Here is a 22,709-nt window from a genome sequence, read left to right as displayed (position 1 = left end):
GAGTGGAACTGCATGCTTGCCTACACCCCGCACAAGCCGGCCATCCACTACCTGAACCCGGTGGCATGGGTGGTGATCGAGCTGTGCGACGGATCCTCCGGTCCGCAGATCTACGCCTCGTTCCAGGAGCTCAACAAAGGCCGGATCGGCGAACCGGAACTTCAGGAGGCGTTCGAGTCGGCGATGGCCATGCTCCTCGAAGGGGAGCTGGTCGCCATCGTGTAGCCGACCCGGCGCTCCTCAGGAAGGGAGGTGAAGTGATGACGAAGAAGAAGGCGGATTTGGAACACCTCATGGCGGCGGCCGGCGCGACCGGTGAAGGCCCCGCGGTCGAGGTGGTGCAGCCGGAAGTACGCACCGGCTCGCAGTACGCCCTGCTGCCGTCGATGAAGGCCAAGCGGCCGGACGTGTCCGGCGCGACGCAGGAGACGGAATCGGATGAACAAGAGTGACACGGGCGGGATCCGTGCCACCTCGACCGGCGCCCGGGCGGCCGTCCGGGCGCCGGTCACACCAGGCCACGAGGAGGGCTGATGCGGAGCAAGAAGGGCATGAAGACCGTTCTGGTGAATCCGCCCCTGTGGAACGCCTATGCCCCGCACTTGGCCGTCCCCCTGCTGCTGGGCGACCTCCGAGCGCACGGGTACGAGGCCACCGCCTACGACCTGAGCATCGAATGCGTCGACTGGATGCTCTCGGCGCCCGCGCTGGAGCAGCTGCGGCGAAAGGCGGCCGCGCGCCGTTCTGTCGGCCTGCGGGACGAATGGGCGCGCCGACGGGCCCAGTTGGTCGCCCCCGCGGCGATCCGCGACATCGAGGAGGCCAAGGCCCGCCTGAAGTCGTTGGCGACGCTGCACGACCCCGCCGCCTTCCACGCCGCCCGACGGACCCTGCGCGACGCGCTGTGGCTCGTCTCGGGCGCGTTCCCCTCCTGCGATTTCGACCTGGTGTCGAATACGTGCGCCTACTCGGCCGAGTCGACGCTCCAGGTGCTCGCGGCCAGCGGGGACGCCGAAGGCAATCCCTACCGCTGGGCCTTCGACCGCATGCTCGACCGGGACCTCCTCCTCGACCCGACCGTCGGGGTCGTCGCGGTGAGCATGTCCGCCGACACCCAGCTGATCGCCGCGGTGACGTTCCTCAGCATGGTGAAGGACATGCGCCCGGACGTCCATGTGGTGCTCGGCGGCAACTACGCGACCCGTCTGGTGGACCGCTGGCAGCACCGGCACGCCCTGTTCGACTACGTCGACACGGTGGTGACCGGAGAGGGTGAGGGAGCCCTCGCCGCCGTCGTCGACGGCCTCACGGAGGGAGGGACGGCCACGGCGGACTTCCGCGAGAAGATCCCGGGCGCGGTCTGGGCCGACAACGGCATCCTGCTGCGCACACCCCGGCAGAGCGCCGACATCTCGGCGGCGGTCAAGCCCGCCTACGACGCCCTGCCCCTGGACAAGTACCTCGCCCCGGGCCCGATCCTGCCGGTCTTCGCCTCGCGCAGCTGCCCCTGGGACTGCGCCTTCTGCTCGATCCCGTTCGCGAGCAACTCCTTCCGCCAGCGTCCCGGCGAGGCGGTGGCCGAAGAGGTACGCGCCCTGCGGGCCCAGCACGGCTCCAGGTACTTCATGTTCGTCGACGAGATCATGAGCCCGCGGACCCTGCGCAACGTCAGCGAGGCGTTGGTGTCGACGTCCGCCGACGTGTACTGGTACGGCGAGACCCGGTTCGCCGGAGGACTGGACGACGAACTCGCGGGCCTCCTGCACCGCTCCGGCTGTCGCCGGATGAATTTCGGCCTGGAATCGGCGAGTCAGCGGGTCCTCGACCTGATGCGCAAGGGAACGCGGATCGAGGACGCCTGCGAGAACATCACCTCGATGCTGAAGGCCGGGGTGCCGATCCACCTGTTCGTGATCCACGGCTTTCCGGGGGAGACCCGGGAGGAGGCCGAACGCACGGTCGCGTTCGCCGAGGCCGTCCGGCGGCTGTCCGTGCATCACTACGGCGTCGCCCACACGACGTGGGGCGGTTCGCCCTTCGTCCTGGACGTGCACGCGCCGATCGGCACGCAACCAGAAGCGTTCGGCATCCGGATCGACCCGCCGGATCCTGCCGAGGACCTGAGTCTGAGCCGCGACTACCGCACCGTGTCCGGCATGTCGCAGCAGGACAGTCTGCGGGTCGCCGAGGACGCGTCGGGTTCCGCCGACGACACCGGCGTGTGGTTCCGCGCGGTACGTGACCCGATGGCGAGGGAGATCGAGGAATTCACGTTCCTGCGGGCCAGTGTGCGAGCCGCGCCGCCCGAGCCGCTCCCCGTCCCGCTGTTCGACTGGCCGCCACCGGATCCCGACGCCCGGCTCACCCTCGCCCCCGGCGTGACCTTCACCCGCGTGCCCTGGCCCGCCACGGAAGCGGACACCGAACCGGCCATGGCGCTGTACAACCCGGCCCATGACAGGTTCCTCCAGCTCAACTGGGTTGGCGACCTGGACTGGCGGCAGTTGGACGGCCTTGCCTGGCGCGACCTGGAGGCCTGGCTGACGTACCAGAACTGCCACTACCTGGGGTGCGGCCCCGCCGACACGGCGGCGCTGTTGCTCAGGCACGGTCTCCTGGTGCCCTCGCGGCGGCAGGTGCGGTCGCCCGATGCCCGCCTGCGCCCCGAGATCGGCATCGCCATGGAGACCCGTCGCGCGACCCCCTACCTCTCCAACCCCATCACGGGGGTGACGATCCGGCTCCGGGGCGAGGCCGTCGCGACGTGGCAGCGCTGGCAGAACGGGGAGACCCCCGCGACAGGGGAGGCGGACGCGGTCACCGACGCTCTGGTTCGTCACGGCTTCCTGTACCGCGAACCTGCCGGTGCCCGCCAGAACCAGCCGAGGTATCTCGCCCAGGGGCAGGAGGCGTAGCCACATGGAACCGCTCAAGGGCACCGACGAGGAACCGTTCACGGTGCGGCCCATGCTGCCGGAGGACGAAGCGGCCGTGAGCCGCGTGCTGGCGGCCTGCGACGACTACTTCCTCGCGGCCACCGGTTCCCCCGCGCTGCCCGCCGACGTGCAGAGCCTGTACTACTCCCTGCCGGACGGCGCCGACTTCGACCAGAAGCACCTGCTGGTGCTGTGCGACGGGAGCGAGGTGGTGGGGGTGGTCGACGCCGTGGCGGACTGTCCCGAGGCGGGCAGCTGTGCGGTGGGGCTCTTCGTCGTCATCCCGCGAGCCCGCCGCAAGGGCATCGGCATGCTGGCAGCCCGGCGACTGCTGCGGGACGCGACGGACCGGGGGCTGCGACGCGTGACCGCCACCTGTCCGCGGAACTGGGCGCCCGGCCTGGCGTTCCTGGAAAGGCTGGACTTCGAGGTGCAGCCACCGCCTCCGGAACCCGGCCCCACGGTGGGCAACCGGCGTCGCCACTCCACCGAGAGCGACGTGTGCACCGCCGTCCGAGAAGCGGACAAGACACTCCCCGGCGCCGCGCACCCCGACCGGAGGCCGTCATGACCCTCGCGGTCTCCCTCCTCGATGCGAGCCCCGCCGACGTCGAGCGGGACATCGGTGAGGCGTACGCGCTGGTCCGGGCTTTCGACAGCGACGGGGCCTGGTCCAAGGACGCCGATCCGCATGCCGAGTTCGCGGCGCTGCGCCGACGGCGGCCCGTCCACGGTTCGACGTGGGAGCGGGTGCTGACCGGCGCGGACCTGACGGACACCGCTTCCACACCCGTGTGGCACGTGGTGTCGTTCGCCGCGGCCGAACGTGTTCTGCGGGACGAGGACACCTTTTCCTCATCGGCCTACGACGACAGCATGGGCCGGGTCGTGGGCAGGTCATTTCTGCAGATGGACCACGAGGAGCACCGGAGCTGGAGAAACGTTCTCCATGCCGGTATGAACCGGCAGACGGTGCTCGCGCACCGCGCCCAGATTCGCTCGTCCCTGGCCGCGAGGCTCGCCGACACGCTGGCGCGGCCGGGCGGTGACCTCGTCGCGGACGTGGCCTTTCCGGTGGCCCTGACGACGATCGCGCGCTTGATCGGCCTGCCACCCGGGACCCGGATCGGCACGCTGTACGCCTGGGCGGTCGGGTTGACCGAGGACCCCGGCCATCGGATGGCCGACGCCATGGGGGAGTTGCTCGCCATGCCGTCGGCGTGGCCGCCCGGCAGTCTCGTGGACCTGCTCTCGCGTGCGGACAGCCCGGCCATCGGGTCGGGCCCTCAACTACTGCCCGCAGTACGGTTGTTGCTGTCCACGGGCACGGAGCCGCCGTTCCGCTCCCTCGCCACCTTGATGTACGCGGTCCTGAGCGACCGGACCGTGCTGGAGTCCCTTCGCGCGGACCCCTCCATCGCCCCCGCGGTCTTCCACGAGTGCTGGCGTTGGGAGTGCCCCCTGACCTGGGCGCTGCGCCGCTGCACCACCGATACCGAAGTCGCCGGACAGTCGATGGGGCGGGGCGACCTCGTCTGCGTCAACCTCGCCTCGGCGAACCGGGACGAGGCGAGGTGGAGCCATGCCGACCGGTTCGATGCCCGGCGGGAGTATCTGCCGAGCCTGGCTCTGGGAACGGGCCCCCACCTGTGCCTCGGTCGTCATCTCGCCGCCGTGGAAGCGCACGAGCTGTTGTCCGAGCTGGCGTCCCTCGCGCCGTTCCGATGGACCCTCGACACGGACGGCCCCGTCGGCCGGGGCTTCCGCTCCGCGAGGCGTCTTCGGGTCAGCTCCCGGCCCGGACAGGGGCTTTGAGCGAGCAGGGCGTCGTCGCGGGGACGTCCTGCCCGGTGACTGGGCCGGGCAGGGGCGCGACGCGGTGGACCCGTATCAGCGGCGCTCGTCCTCGTCGGGCAGGTCGGCTTCGATCCTTTCCTTGCGGACCTGGCCGGTGACGGTTTCCTCTTCGACACGCTCGTCTGTGACCAGGCGGACGCGCTCGACCGGTTCGGCCTTGATCTCGACGACCGGCGTCTCCCGATGCAGGGTCACTTCGTGCTCGGCCTCGGCGATCTCGGGCCCGGAAAGGGCGCCGGCGCGGTTGGCGTCGGTGATCGGCTCGCGTTCGACGTGGACCTCTTCGTGGCGGACCGGGACGGTCTGCTGGACCTCCTCGGTCACCACGTACTTGCGCAGTCTGACCCGTCCGGCCTCCCGGTTCTCGACGCCGACGTGCATCCGCTCCTCGGAGCGGGTCATCGCGTCGTCCCGGGCGGAAGCCGACGTGTCGGCGAGGGAGCCCGCGTGTCCGGCGGCCCATCCGCCTTCGCCCGGCTGGTTGGCTTCCTGCCAGGCGGCGTCCCAGTTCATGCCGTAGTACTGGTACAGGCGGCGTTCTTCCTGCTCGGACAGGCGCCCGCCGGAGTCGATGTCGACGTTCGGGGCGTCCTTGATCTTGTCCTTGGCGAACGGTACTTCGAGGTGGCCGTCGACCACGGTGGCGTTCTCGATGGGGACGAACGACTCATTCGTACCGAACAGGCCGGTCTTGACGCTGACCCAGTCCGGCTGTCCTGTGGCGCCGTCGAGGAAGACGTGCTTCGCGTGGCCGATCTTGTGTCCGCCCGTGTCGTAGACCGGGTGGTCCAGCACTGCGGGGATCTGGTTTCGGGTGATCACTTCAGCTCCTCCTCTGCTCTGGTCATCTGTTGGGCGTTCTCTAAGCGACTACCCGCATAAAAGCCCGCAAACATTCTCATGTATGGATAAAAGGGACGATTTTGCGAGACGCTCGTGAGGGTGCGCCGCCTGCCCGTCCGTCACACCGGCCGCAGATCGGCGGTGCGCCCTGCTCGACCGTGGAGTTTGAGCAGGGCGCACCGCCGAGTCGGGTGGTCCGGTCAGTTCAGATGGAACTTCTGGGCGGGTGAGCCGTTGCAGTCCCAGATTTGCAGCCGGGTGCCGTTGGCGGTCGCGCCGCTCGGCGAGTCGAGGCACCTGCCGGACTGTGGGTTGAGCAGCGAGCCGTTCGCCTGGATCACCCACTTCTGGCCGCCGACCCCGTTGCAGTCCCAGAGTTCGACCTTGGTCCCGCCGGCCGTGCCGTTGCCGTTGACGTCCAGACAGCGGCCGAGGGTGCGCAGCGTCCCGTCGGCGAGGTGTGCCCAGTGCTGGTCCTCGGCGTATTTCTGGCAGTCCCACAGTTGCACCGCCGTGCCGTTGACGCCGGTGTCGTCGCCGGCGACGTCCACGCACGTGCCGCCGGGGCCGGTGAACTTGCGCTGGTCTCCGTTGGGTTCGTCGGTCTGGCCGGAGTAGCCGACGGAGGCGATGTCGGCCTGGACGGCGTTGTCGGCCGCGTCCGTCGGATAGCCGAAGACCATCACGCCCTCGAAGAACGTGCCGCGGTTCCAGTTGCTGTTGTCACCGCCGGTGGCCAGGATGATGCCGCCCTCCTGCTGCATGGGGGCGTATCCGCCGCGACGGGGCAGCGCTCCGTCCCACCAGGTCGACAGGGAGCCCGACTGCGCGTTGCCGCCCTTGAGGGCGTACCGCGTCTGCCCGTTGTTCTTCAGCATCGCGGTGACGTACGGGGTGCCGTTGCCGAGGTTGGCGGTGTTGGAACCGTCGGCGCCCTGGAACATGCCGTTCTCCAGATCGGCCTCCACCCACGGCCCGGCGCCGCTGCACGGGGCGAAGTAGCAGGTGGTGGCGATGGACACCGCGTCCATGTGACCGTTGCCGGTGTCGGCGGGGGTGCGCTCGGCGTTTCCGTAGTCGAAGCAGCAGGCGGATCCCACGTGGGTGCCGCTGGCGACCATGTAGGCGCCCTCGGCCTGCCCGTCGACCGCGGTGCCCGAGGCCTGGCCGTGGGAGCGGTAGCCCACGCCCGGCGAGCCCCAGATGCCGTAGACCTTGTGGCCGCCGGCCGTCACCGAGATCTCGGCGGCGTCGGCGCCCCGGTCCGCCCCCATGCCCGCGGTGCCGGCCGGGCCGGGGAAGAGGTCGTTGTGGCGCGGGGTCTGGTCGTAGATCCTGCTGATCGAACAGGTGGTGTCACGGCAGAAGCCGTCCTGGGAGGCCGCGTCGGCGTACCCGCCGGGCGCCAGCAGCCCGATGTCCTTGACCGCGCCGTCGGAAGCCCGTTTCACCTGGTAGAGCGGACCGTTGTAGGTGGAGATGAGCGCGCGCGTGGTGCTGTGCGCGGCCACGCAGGGAGTACCGGCGCTGCCGTAGATGTCGCAGGGCAGGGACGAGGCGGCCTGGGACGCTCCCGGCAGCGTCAGCAGGGTGGCGAACACGAGGGCCAGGACGGCGAGGGCGGTGAGCATGGCCCGGCGCGTGCGGGGGAGTGTGGCATGGTCTGGGATGCCGTGTTTCCAGCGGGGAAGGTGCGCTCTGCGCATGCTGCGCTCCTGTGGGGTCGGTTGAGCCTCAACGGAGGGGCGTGAGACGCGAGTTGCAGAAGTGCGACAGGGCCGGAACGTAGACCCGCTGTTCGGTTCCGTCAATGTTTGTTGCTTCGGTTCGCGATGGCTTGAAGGAACGTTTTGGATTGCCTGCGCACCGAGCGGAGCAGGTGGGCGCCGCGGCCCGTCGGCGGCAGCGCGGTGGGCTCCCCCTCCGTCACGCAGAGCCACCGGGGCGGCGAACTGATGCCCCCTCCACCTCTGCGGGCCATGATGAGAGGTGGAGCGCGCATGACCGGTGGGGTCAGGGGTACCCCACGCGCACAGGCCCCGCCGACACCCGAGAGAAGGGGGTCACGGTGAGTGAGAAGGACGACTTGCGGACCTACCGCGGGAAGCGGCACTTCGACCGGACGAGCGAGCCGCGCGGCGAAAGCACGGCGGAGGACGGAGCGCGTACCGACGACGAGCCCGCGTTCGTGGTGCAGATCCACGATGCGAGTTCCATGCACTTCGACTTCCGTCTGGAGGTCGACGGCGTCCTCAAGTCCTGGTCGGTGCCCAAAGGACCCTCCACCGATCCGCGCGACAAGCGGCTCGCCATCCCCACCGAGGACCATCCTCTGGCCTATCGGGACTTCGAGGGCGTCATCCCCCGGGGCGAGTACGGCGGCGGCACCGTCATCGTCTGGGACCGCGGCACCTATCGGCCCACCAGCCATGACAAGCGCAACCGCCCGGTGCCCTTCGGACAGGCACTGGAGAACGGCCACGCCACGTTCGACCTCCACGGAGAGAAGCTTCACGGGCAGTACGCGCTCACCCGCTTCCACGGCCGTGAGGAGCAGGAAGGAACGGGCCGGAAGCCGACCTGGCTGCTGGTACGGACCGGCTCCGCCCACGGCGCCCGCGGCGGCACCCCCGACCCGCGGCGGGCCCGGTCCGTGCGCAGCGGTCGCACGCTGCGCCAGCTGGCCGAGGCGCCGGACGCCGAGACCTGGGACCCGGAACGGAGGTGAGCGCCGATGACCGGCCTCCTTGACACGCTGCCGCCGGAATTCGACGGCCGCACGGCCGAGGCCGCGCCGGGCATCGAACTGGCGGCGTCCCCGATGCTGGCGACGCTCAGCAGCCGCCGTGACTTCGCGGCGGGCTGGGTCTTCGAGCGCAAGCTCGACGGCATCCGCGTCCTCGCGGTGCGCGAAGGGGGCAGGGTCACGCTCCGATCCCGTTCGGGGAGGCGGCTCGATGCCACCTACCCGGAGGTCGTCGACGCGCTCGCCGCCCAGGCCTGCGCGGACTTCACGATCGACGGCGAGATCGTCGCGTACTCCCACGGCCGAACGGACTTCTCCCGGCTCCAGCAGCGCATGGGACTCACCCGGCCCGCGGATGTCGCGGCGAGCAACGTCGCGGTGACGTACTACGTCTTCGATCTGCTGCGCCTGGACGGCATGGACGTCCGGCGCCTTCCGCTGCGCACCCGCAAGTCCCTGCTGCGCCGCGCCCTGACCTTCGCGGCACCGCTGCGCTTCACCACCCACCGCAACGAGGGCGGTGCCGAACTGCTCGACGACGCCTGCCGCCGGGGCTGGGAGGGGCTCATCGCCAAGCGGGCCGACAGCCTGTACCGCTCCCGTCGCTCCGACGACTGGCTCAAGCTGAAATGCGCCCGCGGTCAGGAATTCGTCGTGGGCGGCTTCACGGAGCCCGCGGGCAGCCGGGAGGGGATCGGAGCTCTGCTCATCGGGTACTACAGGGACGGACTGCTGCACTACGCGGGCAAGGTCGGCACCGGATTCGACCGGCGGGCCCTGCTCGCGCTGCGGGAACGGCTCGACGGGCTGCGGACGGCCGAATCGCCCTTCGCGGGCCGTACGGCGCCGCGCACGGCCCGCTGGGTGCGGCCACGGCTCGTGGCGCAGATCGCGTTCGCGGAGTGGACGCGCGACGGGCTGCTGCGCCACCCCCGCTATCAGGGACTGCGGGACGACAAGAATCCGACCGACGTCGTCAGGGAGCACCCGGAGCCATGACCGACCAGAGCAAAGTAATGCGAGCCCTGCTGCGCGGATACGGGCAGACCTACGCCGCCGAAGCGGGCATCCGGCTCAAGGACACCCCTCAGCCGCTGTACCGCACCCTGGTGCTGGCGAGCCTGCTCAGCGCCCGGATCCGCGCCTCCGTCGCGGTGGCCACCGCCAGAGCGCTGTACGACGCGGGCCTGCGCGATCCGCGACGCATGCGCGACGCGACGTGGCAGCAGCGCGTCGACGCGCTGGGGGCGGGCGGCTACCGACGCTACGACGAGCGCACCGCCACCCAACTCGGCGACGGCGCACAGCTGTTGCTCGACGAGTGGCACGGAGACCTGCGGGCGCTGCGGAAGCAGGCCGACGGCGACCCGGACGAGCTGGAGGAGCTGCTGCGGCGGACCCCGGGTCTCGGCCCTGCCGGAGCCGGCATCTTCCGGCGCGAAGTCCAGGACGTCTGGCCCGAGTTCGCGCCCTTCCTCGACGCGAAGACCATCGAGGGCGCCGAACGGCTCGGCCTGCCTCAGGACCCCGCGGCCCTGACCCGCCTCGCGGGCGACACCCCGCGCGCCGAACTCGCCGCCGCGCTCGTCCGCGCCGCACTGGACCGGAAGGTGGCGGAGGACTGCCTGGCCCAGGCCACCTGAAACAGCCCGCCCGATCCTTACGAATCGAGGGTGCCTCGATGTCTTCCACCGAATCCCTGCGCGTCGGCCGGCGAACGCTGACCCTGCACCGGCAGGACAAACCGCTTCTGCCCGCGGGTGATTCCGGCGGCGACGCCATCACCAAGGGCGACCTCGTCACGTACAACCGGCAGATCGCTCCCTTCATGCTCCCGCACCTGCGGGGCCGCCCGCTGATGCTGGAGCGCCTGCCCGACGGCCTCGACGGGCCGCGCATCATGCAGAAGAACACCCCCGCCAATCTTCCGGACTGGATCACCCGGGCAGAGGTGTCCAAGGAGGGCGGCACTGTGGTGCACACGGTGTGCGACGATGCGGCGACGCTGGTGTTCCTCGCCGACCAGGCGGCCATCACCCTGCACCGGTGGCAGTCCAGGACCTCACACGTGGATCGCCCCGACCGCCTGGTGTTCGATCTCGACCCCGCCGACGACAGCGGTTTCGACGCCGTCCGCTCCGCGGCCCGCCTGGTGCGGGAACTTCTGGAGGACCTGGGCCTCGCCTGCGGGGTGATGACCACCGGCTCCCGCGGGCTGCACGTCGTGGCCGCGCTCAACGGCGGTCTCGGCTTCGACGACGTCCACGACTTCGCCAAACAGGCCGCCGACGTCCTGGCCGAGGCCCACCCGGACGACCTCACCACCGCCACCCGCAAGAAGGACCGCGGCAGTCGGCTCTACCTCGACGTGCAGCGCAACGCGTACGCGCAGACCAGCGTGGTGCCGTACACGGTGCGAGCGAAGGAGGGCGCCCCCGTCGCGACCCCTCTCGCCTGGGAACAGCTCGACGATCCCGACCTGTCGGCACGGCGCTGGACCATCGCCGACGCGGTGGAACAGGCGGAGACCGATCCGTGGGGCGGACTGATGCGCAGAGGACGGTCGCTGGGCCCGGCCCTGCGCAGGCTGGAAAAGCTGCGCAGCTGATCCCTCGCAACGGGGCCATATGTCTGGCATGACCAGAAGAGGACCAAGGCCCCGATATGGGCAACTCGATGATGGGGCACTTCACAGGGCAGGAGAGTCGAGGGTCCGGGCGAGCCGGACGGATGCGCGAGGAGATGACCGTGCTGCTTCCCACAGCTGACGATTTGCGTCGGGCGATGGCGCGTTATGCCGAAGCACTCAGCGAGGACGAGCGCTGTCCGACACCGCGTACGCGTCGCGTACGCGAGGACACCGCCTACACGCTGTGCGTCATGACGAACACGAAGGACGTCCGCGAGGCCACCCGCTTTGCTGAGGCCGTCCTGGCCCGGAGGGCCTCGGCGATGCCGAAGCCCATCCCGGTGCCGGAGCGGGCCCCGCGCGTGGAGAAGGCCGCACGCACCGCCGCGCCGGCCGCCTTCGGCTGAACCCGGCCGCACCCACTGGTCGAGTGAAGGGCCCTGCCGACGGGGGATGCGGCAAGGCCCTTCGGCATCCACAGTACGGCCTTTCGGGCGTTCAGGGTGCCGGGCGGCAGCGTCAGAGCCGGCCGCGCCGTGCTGCCTGAACTCCCGCCTGAAATCTGCTCGTTGAGGCCAGTCGGCTCAACAGCACCGACATCCGCCGGCGCAGGCTCCGCTCACTGATCTGGAGCTGACGCGCGATCGCCTCGTCCTTCAGGCCTGCTGCTGGCAGCGCGTCGTCCGGGGCCGGTGCCGAAGCGGGCCAGTTCCTTGCCGGTGGCGGGGTGACGTGGCCGCAACCGGCCTCGGCCGATCCCGGCCAGGGGAAGCTCTGCTGTCTCATGAGCGCCGCTGATGCGACCGGACGACCCGAGGGGCGTGGCTGCGTCAGCGGCGCGGCGCACATACGGGTGCCGTGTCCTTCCCCCTGGCGGGCTCCGGCCGGTCTGCGGTCCTAAAGCTCCAAGAGGGGTTCAAGGGAGCGCAGTTGGTGGCGGATCTCGTCCAGGGGCTGGGCTTGGTCGCGGTTCAGGACGAGATAGATGAAGATGCCGCCCTCGCGCAGTCGTGGCAGGGGGCGGATCATGTGCAGCTCGGCGCCGAGGGTGATCAGGATGTCCTCGACGCTGTCCGGGGCGTAGTCCAGGAGCTCCAGGGTGTAGAGCTTGGCACGCATGACATCGCTGTCACCGTAGGCGACTTTGTCCATGTCCAGGCCGCTGCCGCGATCCAGCGAGCCCAGGACCCGGCGCTGCTGGAAGTCGACGATCGCCACGCCCGTGGCCCCGCCGATCGCGAGCGCCCCTTCCAAAGCCGTCTCAAGCCTGTCCATCCGTGCACGCCTTCCTTGGAGCAGGATCTTGAGAGGGCTCGGTTGCGCCCGCGCTTTTCCGCTGCTCAAAGGGTGCAGGCCAGCGGAGATGGAGTACATCGCGCGCGGGCGGACAAGGCTTGCCCGTAGCTCGATAGGGGACCCCCGCCGGAATGGGAAGGCTGCCCGCAGTGTGCTGGGCAGGACAGCGGTCGCCCGCGCCCATCGGCGGCGCCGGGCCAGGAGGGAGAGGGGCCTCCCGCGAGCCCCAGCCCGGGCGCGGACCTGCGGTTCATGGGAAGGGTCGGCGCGCTCAGCGTCAGCGGGGCGCCGGACGCGCCCTCGCCCGGGTGAGCGCACCGGATCTGCCGCCGCCCAGAGCCAGGCGGAACTGGTGGGCTTCGACCACCGGCTGGAGTTTCCCGACTCACTCAAGCGGAAGGTCGCCACCGACCTGACGGAGCACCAGGGGGCAGAGCGTCGACGACGCGCTCGCTCGTGTCAACGATGCCGTGCGCTACACCCTTCAGTGGCCCGACGACCGGTACGTGAGCGGCGTGACCTTCGCCTCGGAGCATCTGTCCGCCTGGGGAAACCAGACCGTCAAGTGGAGCAATACCTGGGGGCGCGGCACGGGCTACCACGGCCTCAACACCGGCTGGCGCAGCCCCGGATGGGCCCAGTCGTACGAGGTGCAGTTCCACACCCCCTCCGGCAAGTCCGCGCAGCGGGAGACGCACAAGCTCTACGAGGAGCTGAGGCTCCCTTCCGACCGGGTGCCTCGTCCGAACAACCCGGGAAGGGCGTGGGGTCAGGCCCAGGTGCGGTTGAGGAAGCTGGCCATCAGCGGGGCGATTTGGGGCAGGTGGTCCTCCAGGGCGAAGTGGCCGGTGTCGAACAGGTGGAGTTCGGCGTCGGGCAGGTCGCGAAGGTAGGCGCGGGCGCCGGGCTCGGGGAAGAAGGGGTCGTGGATGCCTCACGCGATCAGCGTCGGTGGCTGGTGCTCGCGCAGCCACGCCTGCCAGGCGGGGTAGGCGGAGATGTTGCTCTTGTAGTCGTAGGCGAGCGCGCGCTGCGCCTCCTTGCGGCCGGGCAGGTCGAGGAAGTACTGGTCGAGCAGCCAGCCCTCGGGGGCGATCAACTCCGGGTCGACGGTGCCGCCTTCGTACTGGGCGCGGGTGGCATCCAGGGTCAGCAGGTCGAGGATGGCCTGGTCGGCGCCGGGGGTGTCGGGGGTGAGAGCGGTGAAATCCCGGGCCGCGTCCGAGAGGCCCTCGGAGTACGCGTTGCCGTTCTGGACGACCAGGCCCGCGATCCGCTCCGGGTGCCGCAGCGCCAGGCGGAAGCCGACCGGTGCGCCGAAGTCGAAGAGGTACATCGCGAAGCGGGTCAGCCCGAGGCGCCCGGTGAAGCCTTCGACGACGTCCGCGAGCCGATCGAAGGAGTAGGTGAAGTCGTGCGGGGCGCGGGTGTGTCCGAAGCCGGGACAGTCGGGGGCTACCAGTCGGTAGTGCTTGCCGAGGGCGTCCATGAGGCGGCGGAACTGGTGGGAGGCGGAGGGGAAGCCGTGCAGGAGCAGCACCACCGGTGCGTCGGGGCGCTCGGGCAGGGACTCCCGGTAGAAGACCTCCACTCCCTCCACGTGGACGACGCGATGGGCGGTCCGAGCGGGTACGGCCGGGTGGGGCGCGGGCGCGGTCACCATGTCACATGCCTCCTTGGGGAGAAGATGCGTTAGTTCTATCTTCGGGGTAACTAATGCGCCAATGGAATCTGTGCCATTAGTGCAGGCTGACAGTGAACCGCTGGCCGGTGAGTCCCGCTGGCTGGATCTGGAGGCGGACCGTCTACGGGACGAAGTACGGGGCGCCGCGCCAACCGGGGGATCCATCCACGGGTGCGCACACACATCGAATCCGCCGTGCGCGCCCTGTCGGCCGGAGCAGAGCCCAATTCCCGTCCAGGGAAAGGCCCTTGGGGCGTCGGGGCTCGACCGGCGGTCCGTCGGCCGCGACCGGCCGCGTGCCCCTCGCGTTCTTGAGGGGTGTTCAGTCGAGGCAGAACTCGTTGCCCTCGATGTCCTGCATGGTGATGCACGACTCGTTGTCCTCGTCGGCGAGCAGGACCCGCACGCGCACCGCGCCGAGAGCGACCAGCCGTACGCATTCGGCCTCAAGGGCGGCGAGGCGCTCGTCGCCCACGAGCCCGGTGCCGACCCGTACGTCGAGGTGCACCCGGTTCTTGGCGACCTTGCCCTCGGGCACGCGCTGGAAGTACATGCGAGGGCCCACGCCCGAGGGGTCGACGCAGGCGCACCACGCATCCTGCTGCTCGGCGGGGAGCGAGCGATTGAAGTCATCCCATGTGGCGAACCCCTGTGGCGCCGGTACGACGTACCCCAGCACCTCACACCAGAAGCGGGCGACGCGCGTAGGTTCCGCGCAGTCGAAGGTGACCTGGAACTGCTTGATCGATGGCATCGGCGCACCCTAGCAGGGGAGGTCGGCCGCCCATGTGCCGGTAGGAATAGGCATGTTCAGGCCGGTCCAGGAGAGCCGCGGCCGAGCCCGTCGATCATGATTGAATGCTGCGTCGCGGCGCTCGGGGGTGATGCCGCCGCGCGTGTCACCGCCCCTCACGTCGGCGTGATGCGCGTCACGCCCACCCCATGTCACGAACCGAACGGCAGCTTGCGTCTGGTGGTCGTCCGCAAGGGAACGACCGACACGAAAGAGGCAGCAGAGCGATGAACGCGACAGCAGCGCAGCAGCATGAGGTCCTGGTCCTGGGCGCCGGCTATGCCGGGCTCTCCGCCGCGATCCAGCTCGCGGCGCGCACCAAGAGGCGGGGAAACCTGCGAGTGCGGCTGGTCAACCCCTATGACACCTTCACCGAGCGGCTGCGCCTGCACATGACCGCGACCGGCCAGGAAACCGCGGAGATGAGCATCCCCGCGTTGCTGGAGGGCACTGGCGCGGACTTCGTCCGCGGCTGGGTCACCGCCATCGACGCCGACGCGAAGACCGTACGGATCGACGACGACCGGGTGCTGCGCTACGACACCCTCGTCTACGGCCTGGGCAGCATCGCCGACACCGCCGCGGTACCCGGCGTGGATGACCACGCCTACACCCTCAACAGCCCGCAGGACGCCGCGCTCCTGGCCGAGCGGTTGAGCCGCCCGGGCGGCGGGACCGTCGTGGTCGGCGGCAGCGGCCTCACCGGCGTCGAGGCCGCCGCGGAGATGGCTGAGCAGCACCCGGAGTTCGAGATCGTGCTCCTTGGCCGACAGGAGCCGGGCGCGGGCATGCACCCCAAGGCCAGGGCGCATATGGGCGCGGCGCTCGCCCGTCTCGGCGTGCGGGTTCTCAGCGGCGTCGAGGTGACCAAGGTGCTGCCCGACAGGGTCGAGCTCGCGGACGGCTCCAGCGTCCCGGCGGACGTGGTGCTGTGGACCAGCGGCACCCGCGTCTCGCCCCTGGCCGCCGCAGCAGGCGTGAGCGTCGACGCGCGCGGACGCGTGGTCACCGACAGCGCGCTGCGCTCCCTCTCCCATCCCGACGTGTACGCGGTGGGTGACGCGGCGGCGATCCGCCAGGGCTACGGCGTGATGCACGGAACCTGCCAGGGCGGCATGCCCACCGGGGTCCACGCGGCCCTGTCGATCCTGCGGGTGCTGGCCGGCAGGCAGCCCAAGCCCTTCCGCTTCGGCTACTACCACACGCCCGTCAGCCTGGGCCGCAACGACGCCGTCGTGCAGTTCACCCACCCCGACGACAGCCCGCGCCGGATCGTGCTGACCGGCAAGCGGGCCGCGCAGTACAAGGAGACGGTCACCGCGGCGCCGTGGCCTACCTTCGCCCGCATGAAGAAGATGCCCGCCTCGGGCGCTTTCTGGCCGCACGGCGGCCGCTACACCCGGATACGGAGTGCCAAGTGACCCAGTCCCAGCAGGCCGACGCCGATCAGCTCGCCTTCCAGCAGTACCGCACACTGCTCTTCTCCGTCGCCTACCGCATCCTCGGCAGCGCCGCCGATGCCGAGGACGTCGTCCAGGACGCGTGGCTCAAGTGGTCGGCGGCCGACCGTTCCCAGGTCGCCGACCCCAAGGCCTATCTGACGCGGATCATCTCCAACCTGGCGATGGAACGGCTCCGGTCGACCCGCCACCAGCGGGAGACCTACGTCGGGCCGTGGCTGCCCGAGCCGATCCTCACCAGCCCGGACACCGCCGACGGCGTCGCCGCGGCGGACTCCGTCTCCATGGCGCTGCTGGTCGTCCTGGAGACCCTGAGCCCGCTGGAGCGGGCGGTCTTCGTGCTGAAGGAGGCCTTCGCCTTCAGCTACGGGGAGATCGCGGAGGCGGTCGAACGCTCGGAGCCTGCGGTGCGCCAGGCCGCACACCGCGCCCGCGAGCACGTCCAGGCCCGCCGCCCCCGGTTCACCACCGACCGGACCCACCAACGCGACGTGACCGAGCGCTTCTTCGCAGCGGCCACGGGCGGCGACATCAACACCCTCATGGAGCTCCTCTCACCGGACGTGACCCTGTGGACCGACGGCGGCGGCAAGGTCCGCCAGGCCCTCAAGCCGGTGGTGGGCCTGGAGACCGTGGCCGGATGGTTCGCCGCGCTCGGCACCGTGACGTACCAGGGCATCGAGCCCGGACAGATGCGGGGTGAACTCACCTGGATCAACGGTGGCCCGGGCGTGGTCTTCCGCGGCCCGGACCGGGTGATCGCCACGCTGACCTTCGATTTCGATCCGGAAGGCCGGATCTCGACCATCCACAACGTGGCCAACCCCGACAAGCTCCAGGCCGTCACCGGCGGCACCCGGCACGACGAACGCCCTTGATTCGCCCGCTTGTTGTGTCGGACCGGGCCGCCCCGTCGCGACCGGGAGCCCGGTTCTGTCGTACCTTCCCGGCGCATCACGACGGATGTGGAGCGCCCCACGCGCCCGGCAACGCAAGCCGTGCGCGGGCCGCGGGGCCTGCTTGGCAGAGGGGCGCCCGGGTACCGGAGGAGGGAGACGCCTCCCGGGAAAGGACACCTTCCGATGCCTTTGAAGCACCCCCGCCACAACGGACGCGGCCACCGCAGTGTGGCGGCGAACCCCCTCTTCAGCCGGGAGCCGGTCCAGGTGCCTCGTCACGCGCTGCCCCGGGAGGAGATGGACCCCGATACCGCTTACCAGTTGGTGCACGACGAACTCATGCTGGACGGCAACGCCCGCCTGAATCTCGCCACGTTCGTCTCCACCTGGGCCGAACCCCAGGCGCTGCGCCTCATGTCTGAGTGCACCGAGAAGAACATGATCGACAAGGACGAGTATCCGCAGACCGCCGAACTGGAAACGCGCTGTGTGCACATGCTCGCCCGGCTGTGGAACGCGCCGGACGCCGATGGAGCGGTGGGGTGCTCGACGACCGGGTCCAGCGAGGCGGCCATGCTGGGTGGCCTGGCCATGAAGAGGCGCTGGCAGCAGAAGCGGCGCGCCGAGGGCAAGCCCGCGGACCGGCCCAACCTGGTCATGGGCATCAACGTCCAGATCTGCTGGGAGAAGTTCGCCGACTACTTCGACGTGGAGCCCCGCTACGTGCCCATGGAGGGGGAGCGGTACCACCTCAGCCCCCAGGCGGCGGCCGAGCTGTGCGACGAGAACACCATCGGTGTGATCGCGGTCCTGGGCTCCACCTTCGACGGCAGCTACGAACCGGTCGCCGAACTCGCCGCCGCCCTGGACGACTTCCAGGACCGGTCCGGAATCGACGTCCCCATCCACGTGGACGGGGCGTCGGGCGCCATGATCGCGCCCTTCGTCGACCCGGATCTGGTGTGGGACTTCCGTCTGCCGCGGGTGGCCTCGATCAACATGTCGGGCCACAAGTACGGGCTGGTCATGCCGGGCGTGGGCTGGGCCCTGTGGCGCGACACGGACGCCCTGCCCGACGACCTCGTCTTCCATGTGAACTACCTGGGCGGTGACATGCCCACCTTCGCCCTCAACTTCTCCCGGCCGGGCGCCCAGATCATCGCCCAGTACTACAACTTCCTGCGCCTGGGCTTCGAGGGCTACCGCCGTGTCCAGCAGACCTGTCGGGACGTGGCCACCCGGCTGTCCGGGCACATCGCCAAACTCGGCCCCTTCGAGCTCATCACCGACGGCAGCGAGACCCCGGTCTTCGCCTTCCGTGTCCGGGAGGGAGTCACCAACTTCACCGTCTTCGACGTCTCCGCCGCCCTCCGTGAACGCGGCTGGCTCGTGCCCGCCTACACCTTCCCCAAGAACCGCACCGACCTCGCGGCTCTGCGCATAGTCGTGCGCAACGGCTTCAGCCACGACCTGGCCGACATGCTCCTGGAAGACCTGCAACGCGTCCTGCCCCGGCTGGAGAAGCAGCAGGCTCCCCATCGGGACGAGGACGACGCGGGCGGCTTCGCCCACGGCGCCGAGACCAAGCATCCCCAGCGGTCCGGCCGTCATTAGCCGTGCCCGGAGGTGACCGGCGTGCCCGTGCGCTGGTTCCCAGTGCCCGGGCACGCCGCGGTCGCGTCAGGACACCGGGCTCGGCTGCTCGGGCGCCAGCGAGTTGCCCTGCGGGATGCGTCCGCAGTCGGACGGAGCCGTCTTGCCGGCGAACCGGTCCCCGAGCCAGCCGACCGCTTCGGGAGCCCAGGCCGCGGCCACCGGGACGTGGCTGAGCAGGTTGTACGGGTGGTAGGCGATCGAGCCGTTGCCGGAGGCGCAGTACTGCCGGGCCAGGGCGCGCACGTCTCCGGCGACCATGACCCCGTCGCCGGTCCCGATGCCCGGCGGGTTGCCGAAGGTTCCCTCGACGACACCGCCGTTGCCCTGCGCGATGAACCCGGGCGCGGTCGGAGTGGCGGCCGAGCCCAGGTTGATCTTGTTGACCGCCTCCACGAAAGCGGTGACCGAGTTCGGGTTGGCGTACTGCGGCTTCGCCAGCTTCTTCCAGGTCAACCCCGGGTAGTGGCCGAGCGCGTCGAGGAGCGAGCCGTGTTCCAGCTTCGCGTACACCTGCTGGCCGTAGCTGTTCAGGTACTGCTTCAGGTCGATGCCGTACGACCGGGAGACTCCGATGATCGCCATGGGGATGACACCGGACCACACCAGGGAGCCGTCCACGTACTTGAGGTTGTGTGCCGGGTCCACGAGCAGGCCGCCCTCGGCGAAGCCCACGAGCTTCTTGTTCACGTCGGGCGCGTAGGAAGGTGCGAGCGCGGCGGCCCAGTTGGTCGCGATGGCACCGCCGGAGTAACCCATCAGACCGATCCGGGTGTCGGCGTTCATGCCGGTTGCGGCCTCGGCGTCGGTCGCGGCCCGGATCGAGTCAAGTGTGTTGGTCCCGTACTCGGGTCCCGCCGCGAAGTCGGCGGTCTGTCCCTCGGTGTCGGGGATGACGACGTTGTAGCCCTGGGCCAGGAGCGGCACCAGGAAGAGGTTCTCGCTGTTCGCGATGATCCCGCCCAGGGTGACGCCACCCGCGATGGCACGGGACGGCCCGTCCTGGGGGTTCAGGGAGTCGTAGAACGACTGGTAGGACACCGCCTTGCTGCTGTCACCCGTGATGCTGCGCACCACGGTGGTGACGTTGGCGGCGGGCCGGCCCTGAGCGTCGCTGGTGCGGTAGAGCAGCTGGATCGCCGTGACCGGCGTGGGCAACCCCACGATGTGGTACTGCAACGTCCGCTTCTTCAGCACGGCGCCCGGCGCGTACGACGCCAACGGCGCGCTGCCGTCGTACGCGTAGAACGGATCGCTCGCCCTGGCCGCCGACGGCATGGCGGCGGCCGTCGCCGCCGGGACGGCCCCGGTGGCCAGAGCGGTGGCAATTGCGGTCGCCAGCAGCCGCTTGGTGTGTCTGAACATGGCTCCCCCGTGGATTGTTAAGCGAGCGACAGGATGGGCTCCAGGTAAGTTACCTTTAGGTAACTCCCCTGCATAGAGCCGCGACTGAGGCTTTGTGGAGAGAGCCCGGCGGCTGTCGCGGGCGGGATCGGCCAGGCGCCGGGTCCGTCTTCCGTCGGATCGGTGAATCCCTTGGTCAGGGGACGGGTTCGAACGCACAGGGCGCACGACGCGGCGTCAACCTGCGCGCGCTCGACGCCCGCGCCGGGTTGGGCGGCTCCTCGGCCGGTGGGCCGATGGCTCGCTCTCGTGCGGGTAACGCCGGTGGGTTCACAGCCGTCAGGTGATGCCGCTGGGTGGGCGGTACGAGTCGTGCCGGGGGAGGCGTGCAGTTGCCCGGTATGAACCGGGCGACAGGGCCCCGGGCAAGCCCGGGGGCACCCGCCAGATCTGTACGTGCCCCAGCCCTAATGGGACAGCAGAGCGCAGACGAAGTCCTCTTCCACGGCGCGCAGGTGTGTCAGCAGGTCGGGGTTGGTCTTCTGGCTGATCTGCGAGGTCACGGACAGGGTGAGGCTGCGGCGACCGTCCGGAGTGCCTACGCCGAGCTGGGTGTAGCCCGCAGTGTTGCCGGTGTGCCCGTACACCACGCCGCACCGGGTGGTGTATTTGAAGAGCGCCAGTCCGGCCTGGTTGGCTCCGGGACCGGCCGGTTGGGAGGCACCGTTGACGAAGGCTCGCTGCTGCTTCCGGGTCGCGTCGCTGATCAGAGTGCCGCCCGCGTAGCCGGCCATGAAGGTGTTGAAGTCCGCCGGGGTGGAGACCAGCCCGCCCGAGGCCCAGGAGCCGGATGCGCCGAACAGAGTGGAGACGTCCTCCGCCGGTCGCCCCGGTTCGACGTCGTAGCCGTGCAGGTAGGGCTCGGGCAACTGGTAGCCGGCCGGGAGACTGGTCTGGGTGAGCCCGCGCGGCTGGAAGACCTCCGAGGCCAGCAGATCCTCATAGCTCCTGCCGGTCGCGGCCTCGGCCATCAGGGCGACGGCGATGTTGTCGGAGTTGGAGTACTGGTAGCGGGACCCGGGCGCGAACTCCAGGTCCTGGTCGGCGACGTAGTCGAGCAGGTGCCGGGAGTCGAACACGTGGTGGGGGTCGGCCCGGATCACGTCGACGAACTTCGGGGCGTCGCTGTAGTCCGGCAACCCGCTGGTGTGGTTGAGCAACTGACGCAGCGTCACCCGGCCCCAGTCGGCCGGTAGCGAGGGCAGCCGCTTGGCGATGGTGTCGTCCAGGCCGAGCACTCCGCAGTCGACCAGACGGAGCGCGACCGCACCGCTGAACGCCTTCGCCGCGCTGGCCAGCCGCATGTGGTCGCCCGGGTGGGGCGGACGGTTGGTGCCGAGCTCGGCCACCCCCGCCCGAACGACCCGTACCCGACCGTCGGTGCGGAGCACCGCGATGGCGCCGGGAGGCCCGTCGGGGCGGTCGACCAGCTCACGCAGTTTGGCCCCCAGCGGCCCGTCTCCGTCGTTGTGGGCCACGGCCCCGGCCGGGGCGACCAGGGCCAGCGAGGCGGCGAGCAGGGCGACGATCGCACGGCCGCCGTGGCGGGGCAGCGACAAACGACGGGAACGCAGTGACACGACGGGCCTCCGAAGGACGACTCGGCGGGACGGCTGCTGCTCTGGCCGCCTTGCATCCCCCGCCGGTACGCCATGCATCACCTGCCGACAGCCGACCGAAACACCCCGCCACCCGAAGAGACCCACCCAGCGGAGCACGCGCCCGGCCAGGGCCTTCGCGCAGCTCAACCGTGTTGATCCGCACCAGAGCGAGGCTGTGGGCGTTTCCGGGTGGGCGGTCGACCGATGCGGCTCAACCATCACGTGGCGGCGGGCGAGGACGCGGGTCCAGCCGGCGTCCGCGTCCCGAAGGGGGATGCGGGCCGGCTGGGGCATGCGAAGGGTGAAGGGCTCCCTGAGCTACGCGGCTTGGGTGAGTTCGGCACGGCCGAACAGGAGGGCGTAGCCGGAGGGGAGTTGGGCGAGGATGCGCGTGAGCAGGTCGGGGCCGGCCAGCGGTGCGATGATGGACAGGACGGAGCCGGTGTCCCAGCGGGTGGTCGCGAGGCCGGCGTGGGAGCGCTCGGCCAGGTCCTTGACGAACTCCCATCCGGTGAGGGGCCGGGGGCTGGGGATCTGCTCGGCGAGCAGGAGGGCTGCCTGGTGGGGCAGGCGAGCGGCCAGTTCGACGCGTTCTTCGCCCGTCAGCTGGCGTCCGAGCCCTGCGACCACCATGCGGAGCGCTTGCTCGGCTCTCTCCCTGGTGGGGTAGGCGCCTTCGTAGCGGACCTTCTCCAGCAACTGCTCGTAGGTCATCGCGAGCGACTGCCGGGGCTTCGTCTGCAGGTCGGACATCACTGCGGTCATGGCCTTTCTCTTGCCGGGGGACGGGCTGCGGGTGTGAGTCAAGGTGCGGGTGCGTGCGGAGGGGCCGGGCAGGGGCCCGCGCTGCTGAGGCGGCCGCCTCTCCGCCATTCGTTTCCCGAGGCCGGCGCCGCAGGGCCCGATGC

At 70.3% G+C, this 22,709-nt stretch carries 22 protein-coding genes; 14 read left to right on the top strand and 8 right to left on the bottom strand.

The genetic code is table 11. The features are described 5' to 3' along the window. Window positions 1-12: 12 nt before the first annotated feature. The 5 genes from DT019_RS15910 to DT019_RS15890 all read left to right on the top strand — a co-directional run bounded on the left by DT019_RS15910 (window position 13) and on the right by DT019_RS15890 (window position 4,751). Complete coding sequence (locus DT019_RS15910; protein ID WP_114037442.1) at window positions 13-225, top strand: hypothetical protein; 213 nt, start codon at window positions 13-15, stop codon at window positions 223-225. Between the two features lie 35 nt (window positions 226-260). Continuing rightward, complete coding sequence (locus DT019_RS15905; RefSeq protein WP_114037441.1) at window positions 261-452, top strand: hypothetical protein; 192 nt, start codon at window positions 261-263, stop codon at window positions 450-452. 81 nt (window positions 453-533) lie between these two features. Then, the gene (locus DT019_RS15900; protein ID WP_114037440.1) at window positions 534-2,915 is read left to right on the top strand and encodes a B12-binding domain-containing radical SAM protein; all 2,382 of its coding nucleotides are present in this window, start codon (window positions 534-536) and stop codon (window positions 2,913-2,915) included. A 4-nt stretch (window positions 2,916-2,919) separates the two neighbouring features. Continuing rightward, window positions 2,920-3,507, top strand: a complete 588-nt coding sequence (locus DT019_RS15895) for a GNAT family N-acetyltransferase (RefSeq protein ID WP_114037439.1) — start codon at window positions 2,920-2,922, stop codon at window positions 3,505-3,507. After that, complete coding sequence (locus DT019_RS15890; protein WP_114037438.1) at window positions 3,504-4,751, top strand: cytochrome P450; 1,248 nt, start codon at window positions 3,504-3,506, stop codon at window positions 4,749-4,751. The genes DT019_RS15895 and DT019_RS15890 overlap by 4 nt, the downstream gene beginning before the upstream one ends. 75 nt (window positions 4,752-4,826) lie before the next feature. On the opposite strand, the gene DT019_RS15885 is transcribed toward DT019_RS15890, so the two are convergent. Next, window positions 4,827-5,615 carry a DUF2382 domain-containing protein gene (locus DT019_RS15885; protein ID WP_114037437.1) on the bottom strand — a complete coding sequence of 263 codons (789 nt, stop codon included), beginning with the start codon at window positions 5,613-5,615 and terminating at the stop codon, window positions 4,827-4,829. Window positions 5,616-5,836: 221 nt separating this feature from the next. After that, a complete protein-coding gene (locus DT019_RS15880) occupies window positions 5,837-7,267 on the bottom strand; it encodes an arabinofuranosidase catalytic domain-containing protein (protein WP_114037436.1) in 1,431 nt (476 codons plus the stop codon). A gap of 437 nt (window positions 7,268-7,704) precedes the next feature. Here DT019_RS15880 and DT019_RS15875 point away from each other — a divergent pair, with 437 nt between their 5' ends. From DT019_RS15875 to DT019_RS15855, 5 genes are all read left to right on the top strand, one after another. Next, window positions 7,705-8,364, top strand: coding sequence for a DNA polymerase ligase N-terminal domain-containing protein (locus DT019_RS15875; protein WP_114037435.1), 660 nt, complete (start codon window positions 7,705-7,707; stop codon window positions 8,362-8,364). A 6-nt stretch (window positions 8,365-8,370) separates the two neighbouring features. Continuing rightward, window positions 8,371-9,381, top strand: coding sequence for a non-homologous end-joining DNA ligase (ligD, locus tag DT019_RS15870; RefSeq protein ID WP_114037434.1), 1,011 nt, complete (start codon window positions 8,371-8,373; stop codon window positions 9,379-9,381). After that, window positions 9,378-10,025, top strand: a complete 648-nt coding sequence (locus tag DT019_RS15865; protein WP_114037433.1) for an endonuclease — start codon at window positions 9,378-9,380, stop codon at window positions 10,023-10,025. The genes ligD (DT019_RS15870) and DT019_RS15865 overlap by 4 nt, the downstream gene beginning before the upstream one ends. Before the next feature lie 38 nt (window positions 10,026-10,063). Next, complete coding sequence (gene ligD / locus DT019_RS15860) at window positions 10,064-10,990, top strand: non-homologous end-joining DNA ligase (protein ID WP_114037432.1); 927 nt, start codon at window positions 10,064-10,066, stop codon at window positions 10,988-10,990. Between the two features lie 122 nt (window positions 10,991-11,112). Beyond that, a complete protein-coding gene (locus DT019_RS15855; RefSeq protein WP_317617766.1) occupies window positions 11,113-11,418 on the top strand; it encodes a DUF5133 domain-containing protein in 306 nt (101 codons plus the stop codon). A gap of 490 nt (window positions 11,419-11,908) precedes the next feature. Here the strand turns inward: DT019_RS15855 and DT019_RS15850 are convergent, their stop codons facing one another. After that, window positions 11,909-12,286, bottom strand: a complete 378-nt coding sequence (locus DT019_RS15850) for a hypothetical protein (protein ID WP_114037431.1) — start codon at window positions 12,284-12,286, stop codon at window positions 11,909-11,911. Window positions 12,287-12,777: 491 nt separating this feature from the next. Between DT019_RS15850 and DT019_RS41070 the strand changes: the two genes are divergently transcribed. Continuing rightward, the gene (locus DT019_RS41070) at window positions 12,778-13,200 is read left to right on the top strand and encodes a hypothetical protein (protein ID WP_411292711.1); all 423 of its coding nucleotides are present in this window, start codon (window positions 12,778-12,780) and stop codon (window positions 13,198-13,200) included. Between the two features lie 41 nt (window positions 13,201-13,241). Here the strand turns inward: DT019_RS41070 and DT019_RS15840 are convergent, their stop codons facing one another. Next, window positions 13,242-13,970, bottom strand: a complete 729-nt coding sequence (locus DT019_RS15840) for an alpha/beta fold hydrolase (protein WP_223279573.1) — start codon at window positions 13,968-13,970, stop codon at window positions 13,242-13,244. A 343-nt stretch (window positions 13,971-14,313) separates the two neighbouring features. Then, window positions 14,314-14,745, bottom strand: coding sequence for a VOC family protein (locus tag DT019_RS15835; protein WP_114037430.1), 432 nt, complete (start codon window positions 14,743-14,745; stop codon window positions 14,314-14,316). A 266-nt stretch (window positions 14,746-15,011) separates the two neighbouring features. On the opposite strand from DT019_RS15835, the gene DT019_RS15830 reads away from it, so the two are divergent. The 3 genes from DT019_RS15830 to DT019_RS15820 all read left to right on the top strand — a co-directional run bounded on the left by DT019_RS15830 (window position 15,012) and on the right by DT019_RS15820 (window position 18,757). Further along, window positions 15,012-16,205 (top strand): NAD(P)/FAD-dependent oxidoreductase, encoded by a 1,194-nt coding sequence (locus DT019_RS15830; protein ID WP_114037429.1) that lies wholly within the window; start codon window positions 15,012-15,014, stop codon window positions 16,203-16,205. Beyond that, entirely contained in the window at window positions 16,202-17,122 is a 921-nt protein-coding gene (locus DT019_RS15825; protein WP_114037428.1) for an RNA polymerase sigma-70 factor, read from the top strand. Before DT019_RS15830 ends, DT019_RS15825 begins: the two co-directional genes overlap by 4 nt. 204 nt (window positions 17,123-17,326) lie before the next feature. Continuing rightward, window positions 17,327-18,757, top strand: coding sequence for a glutamate decarboxylase (locus DT019_RS15820; protein ID WP_114037427.1), 1,431 nt, complete (start codon window positions 17,327-17,329; stop codon window positions 18,755-18,757). 66 nt (window positions 18,758-18,823) lie between these two features. Here the strand turns inward: DT019_RS15820 and DT019_RS15815 are convergent, their stop codons facing one another. The 3 genes from DT019_RS15815 to DT019_RS15805 all read right to left on the bottom strand — a co-directional run bounded on the left by DT019_RS15815 (window position 18,824) and on the right by DT019_RS15805 (window position 22,566). After that, window positions 18,824-20,161, bottom strand: coding sequence for a lipase family protein (locus tag DT019_RS15815; protein ID WP_114037426.1), 1,338 nt, complete (start codon window positions 20,159-20,161; stop codon window positions 18,824-18,826). Between the two features lie 446 nt (window positions 20,162-20,607). Next, on the bottom strand, window positions 20,608-21,780 hold the full coding sequence (locus DT019_RS15810) for a serine hydrolase domain-containing protein (RefSeq protein WP_223279571.1): 1,173 nt from the start codon (window positions 21,778-21,780) through the stop codon (window positions 20,608-20,610). A gap of 339 nt (window positions 21,781-22,119) precedes the next feature. Continuing rightward, the gene (locus tag DT019_RS15805) at window positions 22,120-22,566 is read right to left on the bottom strand and encodes a DUF2267 domain-containing protein (RefSeq protein WP_189389597.1); all 447 of its coding nucleotides are present in this window, start codon (window positions 22,564-22,566) and stop codon (window positions 22,120-22,122) included. Between the last annotated feature and the right edge of the window lie 143 nt (window positions 22,567-22,709).

Origin of the sequence: Streptomyces sp. SDr-06 (assembly GCF_003324565.1) — a bacterium.
Lineage (GTDB): Bacteria > Actinomycetota > Actinomycetes > Streptomycetales > Streptomycetaceae > Streptomyces.
Note: the sequence above shows the minus strand (reverse complement) of the source record. Positions and strands in the feature narration are given on the sequence as shown.

Excerpts from the sequence above, each read along its gene's own strand:
- DT019_RS15910 (WP_114037442.1), top strand. The coding sequence starts at position 13 with ATGCTTGCCTACACCCCGCACAAGCCGGCCATCCACTACCTGAACCCG.
- DT019_RS15905 (WP_114037441.1), top strand. The coding sequence starts at position 261 with ATGACGAAGAAGAAGGCGGATTTGGAACACCTCATGGCGGCGGCCGGC.
- DT019_RS15900 (WP_114037440.1), top strand. The coding sequence starts at position 534 with ATGCGGAGCAAGAAGGGCATGAAGACCGTTCTGGTGAATCCGCCCCTG.
- DT019_RS15895 (WP_114037439.1), top strand. The coding sequence starts at position 2,920 with ATGGAACCGCTCAAGGGCACCGACGAGGAACCGTTCACGGTGCGGCCC.
- DT019_RS15890 (WP_114037438.1), top strand. The coding sequence starts at position 3,504 with ATGACCCTCGCGGTCTCCCTCCTCGATGCGAGCCCCGCCGACGTCGAG.
- DT019_RS15880 (WP_114037436.1), bottom strand. The coding sequence starts at position 7,267 with ATGCTCACCGCCCTCGCCGTCCTGGCCCTCGTGTTCGCCACCCTGCTG.
- ligD (WP_114037434.1), top strand. The coding sequence starts at position 8,371 with ATGACCGGCCTCCTTGACACGCTGCCGCCGGAATTCGACGGCCGCACG.
- DT019_RS15865 (WP_114037433.1), top strand. The coding sequence starts at position 9,378 with ATGACCGACCAGAGCAAAGTAATGCGAGCCCTGCTGCGCGGATACGGG.
- ligD (WP_114037432.1), top strand. The coding sequence starts at position 10,064 with ATGTCTTCCACCGAATCCCTGCGCGTCGGCCGGCGAACGCTGACCCTG.
- DT019_RS15855 (WP_317617766.1), top strand. The coding sequence starts at position 11,113 with ATGCGCGAGGAGATGACCGTGCTGCTTCCCACAGCTGACGATTTGCGT.
- DT019_RS15850 (WP_114037431.1), bottom strand. The coding sequence starts at position 12,286 with ATGGACAGGCTTGAGACGGCTTTGGAAGGGGCGCTCGCGATCGGCGGG.
- DT019_RS15840 (WP_223279573.1), bottom strand. The coding sequence starts at position 13,970 with ATGGTGACCGCGCCCGCGCCCCACCCGGCCGTACCCGCTCGGACCGCC.
- DT019_RS15835 (WP_114037430.1), bottom strand. The coding sequence starts at position 14,745 with ATGCCATCGATCAAGCAGTTCCAGGTCACCTTCGACTGCGCGGAACCT.
- DT019_RS15830 (WP_114037429.1), top strand. The coding sequence starts at position 15,012 with ATGAACGCGACAGCAGCGCAGCAGCATGAGGTCCTGGTCCTGGGCGCC.
- DT019_RS15820 (WP_114037427.1), top strand. The coding sequence starts at position 17,327 with ATGCCTTTGAAGCACCCCCGCCACAACGGACGCGGCCACCGCAGTGTG.
- DT019_RS15815 (WP_114037426.1), bottom strand. The coding sequence starts at position 20,161 with ATGTTCAGACACACCAAGCGGCTGCTGGCGACCGCAATTGCCACCGCT.
- DT019_RS15805 (WP_189389597.1), bottom strand. The coding sequence starts at position 22,566 with ATGACCGCAGTGATGTCCGACCTGCAGACGAAGCCCCGGCAGTCGCTC.